The organism is Streptomyces thermolilacinus SPC6 (assembly GCF_000478605.2).
GTDB classification, from domain to species: domain Bacteria; phylum Actinomycetota; class Actinomycetes; order Streptomycetales; family Streptomycetaceae; genus Streptomyces; species Streptomyces thermolilacinus.
On sequence record NZ_ASHX02000001.1, the window covers coordinates 847,093 to 863,578 of the forward strand.

Here is a 16,486-nt window from a genome sequence, read left to right on the forward strand (position 1 = left end):
GTGTGACACGGGTTTCAGGGAGGTGCTGCTGGTGATCCGGGAGGTCGGAGGGGGCGGGGGGTACGGAGGGGGCGAGGGGCGGTACATGCGCGTGCGGGCGACCAGTGCCGTTCCGGGGGGTGCGCACCTCGCGGTACGGCACCCCCCGGTCCGGCTGCGCGGGCCCCGCTGGGGTCCGCGGTACCGGTCGAGGGCCGTCCCCCTCGACCGGACTTCGTGGATCGCGCCCGGGCTCAGCCCTGGGCGGTGATACGGGCGAGGCGCTGGGCCTCGTCCCTGGTGGAGCGCGCGATGGCGTCCTCGTCGGCGGTCAGCAGCCGGTTGTCCTCGACGATCCGCCGGCCGTTGACGAACGACGCGGTGACCGGGGCCGCCGCGCCGAAGACCAGTGCGGTGACGGGGTCGGCGATGGAGGCGTGGGCGAGGGTGTCCAGCTTCCACAGCACGAGGTCGGCGAGCTTGCCGGGTTCCAGCGAGCCGATCTGGTCGGCGCGGCCGAGGACCTGAGCGCCGCCGTACGTGCCGAGGCGCAGCGCCTGGCGGGCGTTCAGGGCGGCCTCGCGGTGGGCGCCGAGCCGGTTGATGAGGAGGGCGTTGCGCAGTTCGGTGTGGAGCTCGCCGGACTCGTTGGACGCGGTGCCGTCCACGCCGAGGCCGACGGGGACTCCGGCGGCCAGCATGTCGGGGACGCGGGCGATGCCGGCGGCGAGGCGGGCGTTGGACGAGGGGCAGTGGGCCACGCCCGTCCTCGTACGGGCGAACGCCTCGATGTCGGAGTCGTTCATGTGGACGCAGTGCGCCATCCACACGTCGTGGCCGAGCCAGCCGGTCGATTCGAAGTAGTCGGTGGGGCCCATGCCGAACAGCTCGTGGCAGAACTTCTCCTCCTCGACGGTCTCCGAGCCGTGGGTGTGCATGCGCACCCCGAGCCGGCGGGCGAGTTCGGCGCCCTGCCTGAGCAGTTCGGTGGAGACGGAGAAGGGCGAGCAGGGGGCGACGGCGACCTGGGTCATCGCGTCGAAGGAGGCGTCGTGGTGCTTCTTGACGGTCTCCTCGGTGGCGGCGAGGGCGCCGTCGAGGGTCTCGACCGCGAAGTCCGGGGGCAGGCCGCCGTCCTTGACGCTGCGGTCCATGGAGCCGCGGGCGAGGGTGAAGCGGACCCCCATGTCGGCGGCGGCCTTGATGATCGCGCCGGACAGGTCTCCCGAGCCGTGCGGGAAGACGTAGTGGTGGTCCATGGCGGTGGTGACGCCGCCGCGGGCCATCATCGCCAGGGAGCCCTGGGCTGCCGCGTGCACCATCTGCTCGTCGATGCGCGCCCAGGTGGGGTAGAGGGCGACGAGCCAGTCGAAGAGGTTGTGGTCGGTGGCCAGGCCCCGGGTGATCCACTGGTAGAAGTGGTGGTGGGTGTTGACCAGGCCCGGCGTGACCAGGTGGCCGGTGCCGTCGATGCGGCGGACCACGTCCGTCAGGCCCTCGGGGGCCCGGCCCGCGCCGACCGACTCGATCCGGTTGTCCGCGATGACGACGTGGCCCGAGGCGTACTCGGTGTCCTGGGCGTCGATCGTCGCGATCGCGCAGTTCTCGATCACGGTGCGCTGGGCTGCCGAAGGTGCCATGGTGCGTCCTTCTGGTTTCGGGTGGCGAGGGTGGGCACGGCAGGACCCTAGGAGGATTTGAGTGCCGCGGCATGACTGCCGAGGGTGCCGAGAGGGTGAAGTCGGTGGGGCCGGTACCGGCTGTCCGCCCCGACCCGCCGAGGCGGGGCGGACGGCCGGTCCGGGTCAGGTGCCGGACACCGGGTCACGTCAGGGCCGGGGCCGCGGGACGTGACCCGCCGGCGTCAGAGGTTGGTCAGGTCGACCGGGATGCGGGGCTCCACGCCGTCCCGCAGGACGGTGGCCTCGATGAGGCCGTACGGGCGGTCCGCCGCGAAGTAGACCTCGTTGTCGTTCTTGAGGCCGAACGGCTCCAGGTCCACCAGGAAGTGGTGCTTGTTGGGAAGGCTGAAGCGGACCTCGTCTATCTCCGAGCGGTTGTTGATGATCCGCGCGCCCATCTGGTACAGCGTCTGCTGGAGCGAGAGCGAGTACGTCTCGGCGAAGGCCTGGAGCATGTGCTTGCGCACCTGCTCGTAGGACTTCTCCCAGTGGGGCATGCGCTGCTCGTCGTCGGTCCAGTTGAACCGCCAGCGGGCGGACACCTGGGTGGCGAGGATGCGGTCGTACGCCTCCTGGAGGGTGGTGTACTTGTCCTTGACGTAGCCCCAGAACTCCGAGTTGGTGGAGTTCATGACGACGAGGTCCTTGAGGCCGGAGATGACCTGCCAGCTCTCGCCGTCGTAGGTGATCTCGGTGAGGCGGGTCTCCTGGCCCTTGCGGACGAAGGAGTGCTTGACCTCGTCGGCGCCGATGAACTTGGAGTTGGCGTCGGACGTGGCGATGCGCTCCCAGGCGTACTCCTCGATCCGGATGCGGGCCCGGTGGATGGGCTCCTGACTGGTGACGAAGTGGCGCGCGAGGTGGATGCCGAACTGCTCGGCGGACTCGATGCCGTGCTCCTTGGCGAACGCGTACACCGTGTTCTTGGTGGTGTCGGTCGGGAGCACGTTGGCGTTGGAGCCGGAGTAGTGGACGTCCTCCATGTCGCCGGAGAGGGCGACGGAGACGTTCAGGTCCTTGATGTGGTGGGTCGCGCCGTCCCGCGTGATCTTTACGACGCGGTTCTCTGCTTTCCCGTACTGGTTCTGGCCGAGAATCGTGGGCATGTGGCTGCTAGCTCCCTCGGTAAACGGAGTAGCCGAACGGGTTGAGCAGCAGCGGAACGTGGTAATGCTCGCCCGGTACGACGGCGAAGGTGATCGCCACCTCGGGGAAGAACACGCCGCTGTCCCGTGTCGCGGGGGCGTCCTGCTGTGCCTCGGCTTGCTTGCTGGCGAAGTACGCCTCGGTCTCGAAGTCGAGGCGCACGTGGGTCGTCCCTTCCGGCAGCGCCGGGAGGTCCTTGCACCGCCCGTCCGCGTCGGTCGCGGAGCCGCCGAGCGCCACCCACTCCGCGGCGCGGCCGGCGCGGGCCGCGAGGGAGACGGCGACGCCCTCGGCGGGGCGGCCGGCGCTGGTGTCCAGGATGTGCGTGGACACCGATGCGGTCGTGTCGGTACTCATGCGGGGTCTTCCTCCACTAGACGGGTCAGCCGGATGCGGTTGATCTTGCCCAGTTCGGCGCGGACGATCTCGCGCTCACGCTCGGGCGTGTTGGCGATCCGCTCGCGGAGCGCGTCGCGCATCTGCTCGCCGGTACGGCCGGTGGCGCAGATGAGGAAGACGTGTCCGAACTTCTCCTGGTAGGCCAGGTTCAGTTCGAGCATTTCCGCCTTGAGCTCCTCGGAGGCCCCCGCCATGCCGCGCTGTTCGCGGGCGGACGTGGGGTCCCCGGGCTTCGGGCGGCCGATCGGCGGGTGCCCTGCCATGGCGTCGGCCAAGTCCTCGGCGGTGAGTTCCGCGGTGGCGGCGTCGCTGGCGAGGAAGAGGTCTTCGGCGGTGGCGTACGGGCGCTGGGCGAGCAGCTTGCTCCCCCATGCCGGGCTGGCGCACACCTCGTGCAGGGCGGCGAGCGCGTCGCTGTCCGCCGAGGTGTTGAACCGGGTGAGGCCCGGTGTCGAGGTACTCGAAGTCACGGGGAGCCTCCGTGGCTGTTTTTCGCTGTCGTCGGACGGGCTGCGGATAGCTAACGCCCTGCGGCGACACCTCGTCAACACTTTGTTGAAAAGTCGGTGACAGGAAAGCCGCCGCCCGGACATCCGGGCGACGGCTCGCGTTCCTCGGGGGTTCCACAGGGCCCGTACGGGGCTCCCGCGCGGGCCCGTACGGGGCTCCACGGCGGGCGGGGCTACCTGCCCTTGGCCGCGTTCTCCCTGTTCAGGTAGTTGTACACGGTGAACCGGCTGACGCCGAGGGCGCCGGCGACGGTCTCCACCCCGTGCCGTACGGAGAAGGCACCGCGTGCCTCCAGGCTCCGGACGATTTCCTGCTTGCTCTTGCGGTCGAGTTGGGCCAGCGGCATTCCGTGCCGCCTTTCCAGCGCGGCGAGGATCTGTTCCAGGGAGTCGGCGAGCTGCGGCAGCCGTACGGCGAGCACGTCCTCGCCCTCCCAGGCGAGCACCACGTCGTCGGGGCCCGCCTCGCCGGGCGGCAGCATCCGCCCGCCCATCGCGTCCACGAGGGGTTTCACCGCGGTCACCAGCGGGTGGTCGCCCGGCGCGGTCACCGCTCGTCCCCGATGACGTTCAGCTGGAGGGAGACCCGGGTCGCCCCGGCCTCCAGCGCGCGGCGCAGCAGGGCGTCGACGGCGGCGAGCACGGCGTCGGCGCGGCCCTCCGCCGTGTTGCCGAACGGCCCCACGTCCACGGCGTCCAGCTCGGCGCCCTGGATGACCTCGCGCGCGACGACCGCGTGGGCCGGCGCCTCGTCCAGGTCGAACGGTTCGGTCGTGAATTCGACCCTCAATCGCTCCATGGCCTCACCGTAACGCCGCTCCGGCGGGCGTCCACCTGGCGGGTGGCTCTTGACAACGGACACCCATCACTTGCACTCTTCCATCACGCAGAAATGAACTTCCGCAATACGGAAGGAGCGCCGCCTCATGGCCCGCTTTTCAGAAGACGCAGGCAAGGCCCAGCGCTTCGATGTGAACCTGTCGATCCTCTTCACCGAGCTCCCGCTGCTCCAGCGCCCCGCGGCCGCCGCCGCGGCCGGTTTCACCGCGGTGGAGCTGTGGTGGCCCTGGATCGAGACGCCCACGCCGCCGCAGAGCGAGCTCGACGCGCTGAGGGAGGCGCTCGGGGAAGCCGGGACGCGGCTGGTGGGGCTGAACTTCTACGCCGGGCAGCTGCCCGGGCCGGACCGCGGCGCCCTGTCCGTACCCGGTGAGGAGTCGGACCGCTTCCGCGCCAACATCGACGTGGCCGCCGACTTCGCCGCGTCCGTCGGCTGTACGGCGCTGAACGCGCTCTACGGCAACCGCGTCGAGGGCGTGGACCCGGCCGCCCAGGACGAACTGGCCCTGGAGAACCTCGTCCTGGCCGCCCGCGCCGCCGACCGGATCGGCGCCACCCTGCTGGTCGAGGCCCTCAACCGGCCCGAGTCACCTCGCTACCCGCTGGTGAGCGCCCCGGCCGCCGTGGAGGTCGTCGACAAGGTCAACGAGGCCACGGGGCTCGGCAACGCCGCGTTCCTGCTGGACCTGTACCACCTGTCGATGAACGGCGAGGACCTGGAGGCGGTGATCGACGCGTACGCCGCGAAGAGCGGCCACGTCCAGATCGCCGACAACCCGGGCCGCGGCGCGCCCGGCACCGGCGACCTCGACCTGTCGGCACTGCTGCTGCGCCTGAACGAGCGCGGCTACGACGGCTGGGTCGGCCTGGAGTACAAGCCCGGCGACCGCCCCAGCGCGGACGCCTTCGACTGGCTGCCCCGGGAACTGCGCGCCGCCGACTGACGCGCCGCACCGGCCTCCCGGCGCGGACGGCGAGCACGAGGCACCCCGGCGAGAACGTCACGCACGACCGCCGGTGTCACGCCACGACAGGCACCGTCACGCACGACAGGCACCGTCACGCACCAGCGCCGACGTCGCACACGACCGCCGACGTCACACAACGAGCTTTCGCAGCACGAGCTTTGAAAGAGGACCCACCATGAGCACCCTCCCGAAGATCGCGTGGATCGGGCTCGGCATCATGGGCTCGCCCATGTCCGAGAACCTGCTGAAGGCCGGTTACCAGGTCACCGGCTACACGCTGGAGCAGGAGAAGCTGGACCGGCTCGCCAAGGCGGGCGGCACCGCCGCCTCCTCACTGGCCGACGCGGTCCGCGACGCGGACGTCGTCATCACGATGGTCCCCGCGTCCCCGCAGGTGGAGGCCATCGCCTACGGCCCCGACGGCATCCTGGAGAACGCCAGGGAGGGCGCGCTGCTGATCGACATGTCGTCGATCACGCCGCAGACCTCGGTGGACCTCGCGAAGGCCGCCGCGGCCAAGGGCATCCGCGTGCTGGACGCCCCCGTGTCGGGCGGCGAGGCCGGCGCCATCGAGGCCGTGCTGTCCATCATGGTCGGTGGCGAGCAGGCCGACTTCGACGCCGCGCTGCCGATCTTCCAGGCGCTCGGCAAGACCATCGTCCTGTGCGGCCCGCACGGCTCCGGCCAGACGGTGAAGGCCGCCAATCAGCTGATCGTCGCCGTCAACATCCAGGCGTGCGCCGAGGCCGTGGTCTTCCTGGAGAAGTCCGGCGTGGACCTGAAGGCGGCCCTCGACGTCCTCAACGGCGGTCTCGCCGGGTCCACCGTGCTGACCCGCAAGAAGGACAACTTCCTGAGCCGCGACTTCGCGCCGGGCTTCCGGATCGACCTGCACCACAAGGACATGGGCATCGTGACCGACGCGGCCCGCAACGTCGGCGCCGCCCTGCCCGTCGGCGCCGTGGTCGCCCAGCTGGTCGCGTCCCTGCGCGCCCAGGGCGACGGCGGCCTGGACCACTCGGCGCTGCTGCGCGCCGTGGAGCGCCTGTCCGGCCAGCAGGTCTGACGCGCCCCCACCCTCGAACTCCCGGCCCGGGGCCGTGCTCCTTCACCGGCCCGGACCGGGTCCGACTTCCGGACGGCGTCGGCGCTGACAACCTGTCCTGTCGCGCCCAGGCGTCGACGCCGTCCGGAATCTCCTTCTCCGATTTCAACAAACTGTTGACGCCACCTTCGGGGCGTCCCTACGCTCCAGAGCACTCGCCAGCAGCTCCCCGTACGGAAGGTCACCAGGTCACGATGTCGAAGCGCGTGCTTACGACCGAGTCCGGCGCCCCGGTCGCCGACAACCAGAACTCCGCCACCGCCGGCATCGGCGGCCCGCTCCTCATCCAGGACCAGCACCTGATCGAGAAGCTCGCCCGCTTCAACCGGGAGCGCATCCCGGAGCGCGTGGTCCACGCGCGCGGCTCCGGCGCGTACGGCCACTTCGAGGTGACCGACGACGTCACCGCGTACACGAAGGCCGCGTTCCTCTCGGAGGTCGGCAAGCGGACCGAGCTGTTCACCCGGTTCTCGACGGTGGCCGACTCGCTCGGCGGCGCCGACGCGGTCCGCGACCCGCGCGGCTTCGCGGTGAAGTTCTACACCGAGGAGGGCAACTACGACCTCGTCGGCAACAACACCCCGGTGTTCTTCATCAAGGACCCGATCAAGTTCCCCGACTTCATCCACTCGCAGAAGCGCGACCCGTTCACGGGCAAGCAGGAGCCGGACAACGTCTGGGACTTCTGGGCCCACTCCCCCGAGGCCACGCACCAGATCACCTGGCTGTTCGGCGACCGCGGCATCCCCGCCAGCTACCGCCACATGAACGGCTACGGCTCCCACACCTACCTGTGGACCAACGCCGACGGGGAGGCGTTCTTCGTCAAGTACCACTTCAAGACGAACCAGGGCATCCGCTGCCTCTCCGCCGAGCAGGCCGCCGAGGTCGTCGGCACGGACCCGACCTCGCACCAGACGGACCTGCTCCAGGCGATCGAGCGCGGCGTCAACCCGTCGTGGACGCTGTACGTGCAGATCATGCCCGCGGCGGAGACGGCCGACTACCGCTTCAACCCGTTCGACCTGACGAAGGTGTGGCCGCACGCGGACTACCCGCTGCGCCGGGTCGGCCGGATGGTCCTCGACCGCAACCCGGAGAACGTCTTCGCCGAGGTCGAGCAGGCCGCGTTCTCCCCGAACAACTTCGTGCCCGGCATCGGCCCGTCCCCGGACAAGATGCTCCAGGGCCGCCTCTTCGCCTACGCGGACGCCCACCGCTACCGCCTCGGCGTCAACCACACGCAGCTGCCGGTCAACGCGCCGAAGGCGACCGTCGCGGACAACTACGGCCGCGACGGGCTGATGGCCACCCGCAACGGCTCGCGCCACGACAAGAACTACGAGCCCAACTCGTACGCGGGCCCGTCCCAGACGGACCAGGCCCTGTCCGCCGCCCTCGCCGTCTCCGGCTACACGGGCACCCACGCGGCGCCCGCCCACGTCAAGGACGACGACTTCTTCCAGGCCGGTGAGCTGTACCGGCTGATGTCGGCGGAGGAGAAGGACCGGCTCGTCGCGAACATCGCGGGCAGCCTGTCGCAGGTCTCCCGCGAGGACGTCATCGAGAAGAACCTCGCCCACTTCCACGCCGCCGACCCGGAGTACGGCAAGCGCGTCGAGGAAGCGGTCCGCGCCCTGCGCGAGGACTGAGCGGCGCGATGAAGCTGCGTGCGGCGGCTGACGGGAGGTCCGTCGCCGTACGCGGTCCGGACCGTGGCCCGGATGAGGGGTGGCCACGGGTACGGACAGTGAGGACCGCGGCGGTGTGCGCGCCAGTGCGGTGGTGAAGGAACCCCGGCACGCCTTCTCGACCTGAGGGAAGGCGTACGGAGGCTCCGCGCCCGCCGCCGCGGTCCCCCGGAACCTCCCTCCCACGAGCCCCGTCCGGCGGCGCGAACGTCCTGTCGCGCCAGCCTCGCACCGTCGGACGGTTTCCACCCTCGGCGCGGGACGCGGACGTCGTACGTGTCGCGTCCCGCCGCGAGAGCAAGAGCGCGGAGTCGGTTACGGTCCCCGACTCCGCGCTCTTCCGTATGCGCGGCCCGCGCGGGAGGCGGCTCGGGCTCACTTCCTCGTTCCCAGGACGACCCAGGGCTCGCCAGCCCACCCTGGGCCCCTCTCATCGCACCGTCCAGGGGGGACCATGCGCACCGGATCCGCCCATCTCACGATCGCTCTCCTCGCAGTGGCCGGGACCGCCGCCTGCGGCTCCGGGGAACCGCACCGACGGGCCGCTCCAGCGCTCCACCGGCGGTGCCGGCACCCGTCACGGAGACGCCGGCAGAAGCCGCCCGCGCCCAGCCCGGAGGCGCCCAAGGCGTTCGGCACCGCCTTCGCGTGGGAATCGTCTGTTCCCCGTGCCGGGGAACGGACGTCCGGAAGCCGTCGTGTACGCCCCTCCCGGACTTGACATGCCGGTGGAATGGGGCCGTGCCGCGGCCGCCTGACGGCCGACCGGGCGTCGCACGGCGCCCCAGATGCGCAGGGGCGTACCCAGGCCCTGTCCCGCCCCGTGGTGGCTCGCCGGTCAGTGGCGGGTGGCGTGGGCTGGGTCCACGAGGCGTTCGAGGACCGTGCGCACGACCCGGTAGGCCGTCGCCGTCGTCTCGTCGGTGGCCCGTTGCTCCTCGCCCCTGGCCCAGTCGCGGGCGGCACGGAGGCGCCGGAGGAGTTCGTCCGCGTCCACGATATCGGTCATGACGTACGGCTACCCCGTCGTCGCCCGGCCATGGCACGCGAACCTGCCCTCATGAGGCAGAACGCGGACCTTGGGGGCTCCGCGTGGCGCGGCGCCCCGGTGAGGGCGTCCCGCACGGGGCACTGGTGCGCGTCCCTGCTGAGCGGCGCGGCACAGCGAACGGCCCCCGCCCCGGGGTGTCCGGGGCGGGGGCCGTCTGGGCTTCCCGCGTGTGCTCGGGGCCTGCTCGGGTCAGGAGAGCGGGCGGATCGCCGTCGGGGCGTGGGCGGGCTCGGTGGCCAGCTCCTCCCACTCGGTGATGTCGCTGATGTCCATGGTGCGGCTCATCGAGATGTTGGTGACCCGCTCCAGGATGGCCTCCACGACGACCGGCACCCGGTACTCGGCGGCCAGCTTCTTGGCCTCCTCGAAGGCCGGCAGCAGCTGGTCGGGCTCGGTGACGCGGATCGCCTTGCACCCGAGGCCCTCGACGACCTTGACGTGATCGACGCCGTAGACGCCGAGCTCCGGGGAGTTGATGTTCTCGAACTCCAGGTTGACCTGGAAGTTGATGTCGAGGCCGGCCTGCGCCTGGCGGATCAGCCCGAGGTACGAGTTGTTCACCAGCACGTGGACGTACGGGATGCGGTGCTGCGCGCCGACCGCCAGCTCCTCGATCATGAACTGGAAGTCGTAGTCGCCGGAGAGCGCCACGACCTGCGCCTCCGGGTCGGCCTTGGCGACGCCGAGCGCGGCCGGGATGGTCCAGCCGAGCGGCCCGGCCTGGCCGCAGTTGATCCAGTGGCGCGGCTTGTAGACGTGCAGCATCTGCGCGCCCGCGATCTGCGAGAGGCCGATGGTGGTGACGTACCGGGTCTCGGGGCCGAACGCGCGGTTCATCTCCTCGTACACGCGCTGCGGCTTCAGCGGCACGTTGTCGAAGTGCGTCCGGCGCTGGAGCGCGGCCTTGCGCTCCTGCGTCGAGGCGACCCAGGCGGTGCGGTCCGGCAGCTTCCCGGCCGCCTTCAGCTCCTTGGCGACCTCCACGAACAGCTCCAGCGCCGCCCTGGCGTCCGAGGCGATCCCGTAGTCCGGCGCGAAGATCTTGCCGATCTGGGTGGGCTCGATGTCGACGTGGACGAACTTCCGGCCCTTCGTGTACACGTCCAGCTTGTAGCCGGTGTGGCGGTTGGCCCAGCGGTTGCCGATGCCGAGGACGAAGTCGGACTCGAGGAAGTTGGCGTTGCCGTAGCGGTGCGAGGTCTGCACGCCGACCATGCCCGCGTTCAGTTCGTGGTCGTCCGGGATGGCGCCCCAGCCCATCAGGGTCGGGATGACCGGGGTGCCGGTCAGCTCCGCGAACTCGACCAGCAGGTCCGCCGCGTCGGCGCTGATGATCCCGCCGCCCGCGACGATCAGCGGACGCTCGGACTCCAGCAGGAAGGAGATCGCCTTCTCGATCTGGGCGCGGGTCGCGGCCGGCTTGTAGACGGGCAGCGGCTCGTACGTCTCCGGGTCGAAGTCGATCTCGGCGAGCTGGACGTCGATGGGCAGGTCGATGAGGACCGGGCCGGGGCGTCCCGAGCGCATCAGGTGGAACGCCTGCTGGAAGACGCCGGGAACCTGCGCGGCCTCCAGGACGGTGGTGGCTGCCTTGGTGACCGGCTTGGCGATCGACGCGATGTCGACGGCCTGGAAGTCCTCCTTGTGGATCACGTGCGTCGGCGCCTGGCCGGTGATGCAGAGGATCGGAATCGAGTCACCGATGGCCGAGTACAGGCCGGTGATCATGTCGGTGCCCGCCGGGCCCGACGTACCGATGCAGACGCCGATGTTGCCGGGGTGCGTACGGGTGTAGCCCTCGGCCATGTGCGAGGCGCCCTCGACGTGCCGGGCGAGGGTGTGGTCGATGCCGCCACCCTCCTTGAGCGCCTTGTAGAAGGGGTTGATCGCCGCGCCCGGCACACCGAACGCGCTGGTGACGCCTTCGCGCTTGAGGATCTCAACTGCCGCTCGGGCGGCGGTCATTCGAGGCATGGGTGCTCCTGCTTCGGCCTGGCGGACCGGCTCTGTCGCGCCACCTGAGAGCGTCGATCCGTATTCGTTTCCGCAATGCGGAAGATTGATTCTGTCATACGGAAGCAATGTAGGTGCGGGTGCCGGAACCCGTCAAGGGATGGCCGAATGCCCTCCCCAACCGTCCGACCGTGGTGGACGATGGGCGACGAGACGAAGGGGGCGATCGCCGTGGGAGAGAACGTGCCGGTGCGCTGCCCGGTCTGCCGCCGCGCGCACGCGTACACGCCGCCCGTCTACCCGTGCGCGTGCGGGGCGCCCGTCGCGCCTCCGCTGATGCGCGGCGCCCCGGCCGAGCCGATCACGCACCGCACGTGGACCGACGAGTGGGTGACCGTGCGGTGCGCGGCGTGCGGCCGTCAGGACCAGTGGCCTCAGCCCGAACTCGGCTGCCCCTGCGGCACGGTGCTGCGCCTGCCGGTCCGCCCGGTGACGGCCGCGGCGTCCCCGCCCCGCTCGCTCGCGGGGGGTTCGGGCGGCGCGAGTGGTGCCGGTGGTGCCCGCGGTACGGGCGTGGCGGGCGGTACGGCGGGCGTGGGCCCGGGCACGACGGATGCCGGTGCGGGTGCGGCCTCGGGCGCGGAGACGCCCGGCGGCCCGGCCGACCAGGAGAGCACGGCCGGCACCACCGGCCCCGGTGACCCCGGCGCCACCTCCTCCACCACGGGCGTGTCGACGGTGCGGGCCGCCGCCCCGTATCCCACGCCGCCCGGCGGGATACGCCCCTCCTTCAACCCGGTCACCATCCGCACCGCCCGCGATGTCGTGACCGCCGCCGCCCTCTACCTGCGCTGGCTGGGCTTCCGGGAGGTCGTGCAGCCGGAGGAGCGCCGCTCGTCCATGTCGCCCGCCGTCGAGCTGCGCGGCCCGGGGCTGGTCGCCCAGGTCGATCCGACGACCCGGCCCGTGCCGCTGCGCGCCGTCGAGTGCCTGTGGCTGGAGGGCCTGGCCTCGTCGTCGGCCGCCGTGTACTTCTCGCTGGCCGGGTACGAGGACAGGTCCCGCGCCCGCGCGGACGGCGTCGGCCTCCCGCTGTTCGTCATGGACCTCACGGGCACCCCGCAGCCGGTCAACACCCCGGCCGACGACCTCCTGGCGCGGGGGGCGTGAGCCGTGCGCATACGTGCCGCCCGCCCCGAGGACCTGCCGCTCCTCCAGGACGTCGAGCGCGCGGCGGGCGAGCCGTTCCGCGCGCTCGGCATGGACGCCGTCGCCGACGACGACCCGCCGCCGCTGCAGACCCTGGAGGCGTACCGGGCGGCGGGCCGGGCCCGGGTCGCGGACCGGGACGGGCGACCGGTCGCGTACCTGATCTGGGACGACGTGGACGGCGCCGCCCATGTCGAGCAGGTGTCCGTACACCCGGACTCCGCCCGCCGGGGCGTGGGCCGCGCCCTGATCGAGGACCTCGCGGCGGACGCGGCCGCCCGTGGCGTACCGGCGCTGACGCTGACGACGTTCGCGGACGTGCCGTGGAACGCCCCGTACTACGCACGGCTCGGGTTCCGCGCGCTGCCCGAGGCGGAGCTCACCGACGGGCTGCGCGCGATCCGGCGCGCCGAGGCGGCCCACGGCCTGGACCGCTGGCCGCGCCTCTGCATGCGCCGCGACCTGGGCTGACAGCCGCGGCGCCGGAACTGCGCCGACGATCCCTCAGCCGCGGCGCGCGTACCGCTCGCGCAGCTCCACCTTTCGCACCTTTCCGCTCACCGTCATCGGGAAGGCGTCCAGGATCTCCACCCGGCGCGGGATCTTGTAGTGCGCCAGCCGGTCGCGGCAGTACGCGGCGACCTCCTCGTACGTCGGCGGGTCCGCCGGGTCGCGCGGGATGACGCAGGCCAGGATCTCCTCCCCGTACCGCTCGTCGGGCACGCCGACCACCTGCACGTCGGCGATCTTGGGGTGGCCGTACAGGAACTCCTCGATCTCCCTCGGGTACACGTTCTCGCCGCCCCGGATGATCATGTCCTTGATGCGGCCGACGATCTGGACGTACCCGTCGTCGCGCATCACCGCCAGGTCGCCTGTGTGCATCCAGCGGCCCGCGTCGATGGCCTCGGCGGTCCGCTCCGGCTCGTCCCAGTAGCCGAGCATCACGCCGTACCCGCGGGTGCACAGCTCACCGGCCTCGCCGCGCGGCAGCGTCACGCCGCTCACCGGGTCGACGACCTTGACCTCGACGTGCGGCAGGACACGGCCGACGGTGCCGGTGCGGCGCTCCAGGTCGTCGTCGCGGCGGGTCTGCGTGGAGACGGGCGAGGTCTCCGTCATGCCGTAGCAGATGGACACCTCGGCCATGTTCATCTCGGAGACGACCCGCTTCATCACCTCGACCGGACACGGCGATCCGGCCATGATCCCGGTGCGCAGGGAGGAGAGGTCGTACGCGGCGAAGTCCGGCAGGTTCAGCTCGGCGATGAACATCGTCGGCACCCCGTAGAGGGAGGTGCAGCGCTCCTGCTGGACGGCGCGGAGGGTGGCTTCCGGCTCGAAGGAGGGCGCGGGGATGACGACGCACGCCCCGTGGGAGGTGGCCGCGAGATTTCCCATGACCATGCCGAAGCAGTGGTAGAACGGCACCGGCAGGCAGATCCGGTCCTGTTCGGTGTAGGCGATCATCTCCCCCACGAAGAAGCCGTTGTTGAGGATGTTGTGGTGGGAGAGGGTGGCGCCCTTGGGGAAGCCGGTGGTGCCGGAGGTGTACTGGATGTTCACCGGGTCGTCGCAGGACAGCAGCGCCTCGCGCGCGGCGAGTTCCGCCGCCTGGGCGGGGGTGGCGCGGGCGGTCAGCGCGTCCCAGGTCGGGTCGCCGATGTAGACGGTCTCGCGCAGGGCGGGGCACTCGGGCCGCACCTGTTCGGCCATCGACCGGTAGTCGCTCGTCTTGTGGGCCAGGGAGGCGACGAGGAGGCTCACGCCCGCCTGGTTGAGGACGTACGCCAGCTCGTGGGCGCGGTAGGCGGGGTTGATGTTCACCATGACGGCGCCGACGCGGGCGGTGGCGTACTGGACGAGCACCCACTCGGGGCAGTTGACGGCCCAGATGCCGACCCGGTCGCCGCGCTCGACGCCCGACGCGATGAGCGCGCGGGCCAGTTCGTCCACGGCGGCACCGAACTCGGCGTACGTCCAGCGGCGTCCGGACGGGACGTCGACCAGCGCCTCACGGTCGGGGAAACGCTCCACGGCCCGTGCCAGGTTGGCGCCGACCGTGTCGCCGAGCAGCGGCGTTCCGCCGGTGCCGTGCGCGTACGAGAGCTCCTGGGGGCGACTCACCGGTGGTCCTCCTCGCGGTACTCGTCGGACGGTCCCTCAGCGGTGCGTTCGCGCAGCTCGATGCGGCGGATCTTGCCGGAGACGGTCTTGGGCAGCTCGGCGAACTCGATGCGGCGGATCCGCTTGTACGGGGCGAGGACCGCGCGGGAGTGGGCGAACAGCGCCTTCGCCGTGTCCGGTCCGGGCTCCCAGCCGTCGGCGAGGACGACGTACGCCTTCGGCACGGTCAGCCGTAGCGGGTCGGGCGCGGGCACGACGGCGGCCTCGGCGACGGCCTCGTGTTCGAGGAGGGCGCTCTCCAGCTCGAACGGTGAGATCTTGTAGTCGGAGCTCTTGAAGACATCGTCGGCCCGGCCCACGTACGTGAGGTATCCGTCCGCGTCGCGGGAGCCGATGTCCCCGGTCCGGTAGTAGCCGCCCGCCATCGCCTCGGCGGTACGGTCGGGGTCGCCGTGGTAGCCGGTCATCACCCCGACCGGGGCGGCCGACAGGTCCAGCGCGATCTCGCCCTCGTCGACGCCCGGCTCCCCGGTCACCGGGTCCAGCAGTTCGACGCGGAAACCGGGGCTCGGCCGCCCCATCGAGCCCGGCTTCAGCGGCTGGCCCGGGCTGTTGGAGATCTGGACGGCCGTCTCGGTCTGCCCGAACCCGTCCCGGACGGTGACGCCCCAGGCGCGCCGCACGGCCGCGATGACCTCAGGATTGAGCGGCTCGCCCGCCGCGACGACCTCGCGGGGCGGGGTGCGCAGGGCGGTCAGGTCGGCCTGGATGAGCATCCGCCACACGGTCGGCGGCGCGCAGAAGCTGGTGACGCCGTGCCGGTCCATCTCGGCCATGAGGCGGGCGGGGTCGAAGCGCGTGTAGTTGTGGATGAAGACCGTCGCCTCGGCGTTCCACGGCGCGAAGAGGTTGGACCAGGCGTGCTTGGCCCAGCCGGGCGAGGAGATGTTGAGGTGGACGTCGCCGGGGCGCAGACCGATCCAGTACATCGTCGCGAGATGCCCGACGGGGTACGAGGTGTGGGTGTGCTCCACGAGCTTCGGGCGCGCGGTGGTGCCCGAGGTGAAGTAGAGCATCAGGGTGTCGGAGGCGTCGGTGGGGCCGTCAGGGGTGAAGGCCGCGTCGGCGGAGTACGCCTCCTCGTACGGCGCCCAGACGCTCCCGGCCGGGGTGCCGCCGACGGCGATGCGGGTGTACTCGCCGGGTACGTCATCGAACTTGGCCGTGTCGGCGGCGCGGACGATCACATGCCGGGCGTTGCCGCGCTCGACGCGGTCCCGCAGGTCGAGGGGGCCGAGCAGCGGGGTGGCGGGGATGACGACGGCCCGCAGCTTCATCGCCGCGAGAGCGGTCTCCCACAGTTCGGACTGGTTGCCGAGCATGACGATGATCCGGTCACCGGCCCGTACGCCGTGCGTGTCGCGCAGCCAGTTGGCGACGCGGGCGGAGCGGGCGGACATCTCGGCGAAGGACAGCCGCGTCCCGGTGCCGTCCTCCTCCACGATGTGCAGCGCCGTCCGGTCGTTGCCGTCCGCGATGGCGTCGAACCAGTCCAGCGCCCAGTTGAACCGGGCGGGCCGGGGCCAGGTGAACCCGGCGTACGCCGCCTCGTAGTCCTCCCGGTGCCGAAGCAGGAAGTCCCGGGCGGCCCGGAACTCCTCGGTCGCGCCGCTACCCGACATCTGTGTCCTCCTCGTTGCGGGACCTGTTCGCGCCATCGTGTAATCAGTGACGCAGGTCTCACTACCCCCGTACGGGGGTGAAGCGGCGGGCGGGAGCGGTACGCGTGGGTGAACGGCGGAGTGACACGGCCGAGCTGCGGACGGC

General features: G+C 71.4%; 15 protein-coding genes. 5 read left to right on the forward strand and 10 right to left on the reverse strand.

The genetic code is table 11. From position 1 onward, the window contains the following. Positions 1 to 233: 233 nt before the first annotated feature. The 6 genes from J116_RS03720 to J116_RS03745 all read right to left on the reverse strand — a co-directional run bounded on the left by J116_RS03720 (position 234) and on the right by J116_RS03745 (position 4,514). Positions 234 to 1,619, reverse strand: a complete 1,386-nt coding sequence (locus J116_RS03720) for an 8-oxoguanine deaminase (protein ID WP_023590695.1) — start codon at positions 1,617 to 1,619, stop codon at positions 234 to 236. Positions 1,620 to 1,843: 224 nt separating this feature from the next. Beyond that, on the reverse strand, positions 1,844 to 2,767 hold the full coding sequence (gene pucL / locus J116_RS03725; RefSeq protein ID WP_023590694.1) for a factor-independent urate hydroxylase: 924 nt from the start codon (positions 2,765 to 2,767) through the stop codon (positions 1,844 to 1,846). A gap of 7 nt (positions 2,768 to 2,774) precedes the next feature. Further along, positions 2,775 to 3,164 carry a hydroxyisourate hydrolase gene (gene uraH, locus J116_RS03730; protein ID WP_023590693.1) on the reverse strand — a complete coding sequence of 130 codons (390 nt, stop codon included), beginning with the start codon at positions 3,162 to 3,164 and terminating at the stop codon, positions 2,775 to 2,777. Next, complete coding sequence (gene uraD, locus J116_RS03735) at positions 3,161 to 3,676, reverse strand: 2-oxo-4-hydroxy-4-carboxy-5-ureidoimidazoline decarboxylase (protein WP_023590692.1); 516 nt, start codon at positions 3,674 to 3,676, stop codon at positions 3,161 to 3,163. Before uraD ends, uraH begins: the two co-directional genes overlap by 4 nt. A gap of 212 nt (positions 3,677 to 3,888) precedes the next feature. Beyond that, positions 3,889 to 4,266 carry a helix-turn-helix domain-containing protein gene (locus tag J116_RS03740; protein WP_023590691.1) on the reverse strand — a complete coding sequence of 126 codons (378 nt, stop codon included), beginning with the start codon at positions 4,264 to 4,266 and terminating at the stop codon, positions 3,889 to 3,891. Beyond that, positions 4,263 to 4,514, reverse strand: coding sequence for a hypothetical protein (locus tag J116_RS03745; RefSeq protein ID WP_023590690.1), 252 nt, complete (start codon positions 4,512 to 4,514; stop codon positions 4,263 to 4,265). The genes J116_RS03740 and J116_RS03745 overlap by 4 nt, the downstream gene beginning before the upstream one ends. Positions 4,515 to 4,641: 127 nt before the next feature. On the opposite strand from J116_RS03745, the gene J116_RS03750 reads away from it, so the two are divergent. The 3 genes from J116_RS03750 to J116_RS03760 all read left to right on the forward strand — a co-directional run bounded on the left by J116_RS03750 (position 4,642) and on the right by J116_RS03760 (position 8,280). Next, complete coding sequence (locus tag J116_RS03750) at positions 4,642 to 5,499, forward strand: TIM barrel protein (protein WP_023590689.1); 858 nt, start codon at positions 4,642 to 4,644, stop codon at positions 5,497 to 5,499. 199 nt (positions 5,500 to 5,698) lie between these two features. After that, entirely contained in the window at positions 5,699 to 6,589 is an 891-nt protein-coding gene (locus J116_RS03755; protein WP_023590688.1) for a 2-hydroxy-3-oxopropionate reductase, read from the forward strand. 233 nt (positions 6,590 to 6,822) lie between these two features. Then, positions 6,823 to 8,280, forward strand: coding sequence for a catalase (locus J116_RS03760; protein ID WP_023590687.1), 1,458 nt, complete (start codon positions 6,823 to 6,825; stop codon positions 8,278 to 8,280). 877 nt (positions 8,281 to 9,157) lie between these two features. Here J116_RS03760 and J116_RS30060 read toward each other — a convergent pair. Then, positions 9,158 to 9,328 carry a hypothetical protein gene (locus tag J116_RS30060; protein WP_023590686.1) on the reverse strand — a complete coding sequence of 57 codons (171 nt, stop codon included), beginning with the start codon at positions 9,326 to 9,328 and terminating at the stop codon, positions 9,158 to 9,160. Between the two features lie 231 nt (positions 9,329 to 9,559). Further along, complete coding sequence (gcl, locus tag J116_RS03765) at positions 9,560 to 11,344, reverse strand: glyoxylate carboligase (protein WP_023590685.1); 1,785 nt, start codon at positions 11,342 to 11,344, stop codon at positions 9,560 to 9,562. A 180-nt stretch (positions 11,345 to 11,524) separates the two neighbouring features. On the opposite strand from gcl, the gene J116_RS03770 reads away from it, so the two are divergent. Both J116_RS03770 and J116_RS03775 read left to right on the forward strand, forming a co-directional pair. Beyond that, the gene (locus J116_RS03770) at positions 11,525 to 12,493 is read left to right on the forward strand and encodes a hypothetical protein (protein WP_023590684.1); all 969 of its coding nucleotides are present in this window, start codon (positions 11,525 to 11,527) and stop codon (positions 12,491 to 12,493) included. 3 nt (positions 12,494 to 12,496) lie between these two features. Further along, on the forward strand, positions 12,497 to 13,003 hold the full coding sequence (locus J116_RS03775) for a GNAT family N-acetyltransferase (RefSeq protein WP_023590683.1): 507 nt from the start codon (positions 12,497 to 12,499) through the stop codon (positions 13,001 to 13,003). A gap of 33 nt (positions 13,004 to 13,036) precedes the next feature. Here J116_RS03775 and J116_RS03780 read toward each other — a convergent pair whose 3' ends face one another. Both J116_RS03780 and J116_RS03785 read right to left on the reverse strand, forming a co-directional pair. Then, a complete protein-coding gene (locus J116_RS03780; protein ID WP_023590682.1) occupies positions 13,037 to 14,659 on the reverse strand; it encodes an AMP-binding protein in 1,623 nt (540 codons plus the stop codon). Beyond that, complete coding sequence (locus tag J116_RS03785; RefSeq protein WP_023590681.1) at positions 14,656 to 16,341, reverse strand: AMP-binding protein; 1,686 nt, start codon at positions 16,339 to 16,341, stop codon at positions 14,656 to 14,658. Before J116_RS03785 ends, J116_RS03780 begins: the two co-directional genes overlap by 4 nt. Positions 16,342 to 16,486 lie beyond the last annotated feature (145 nt).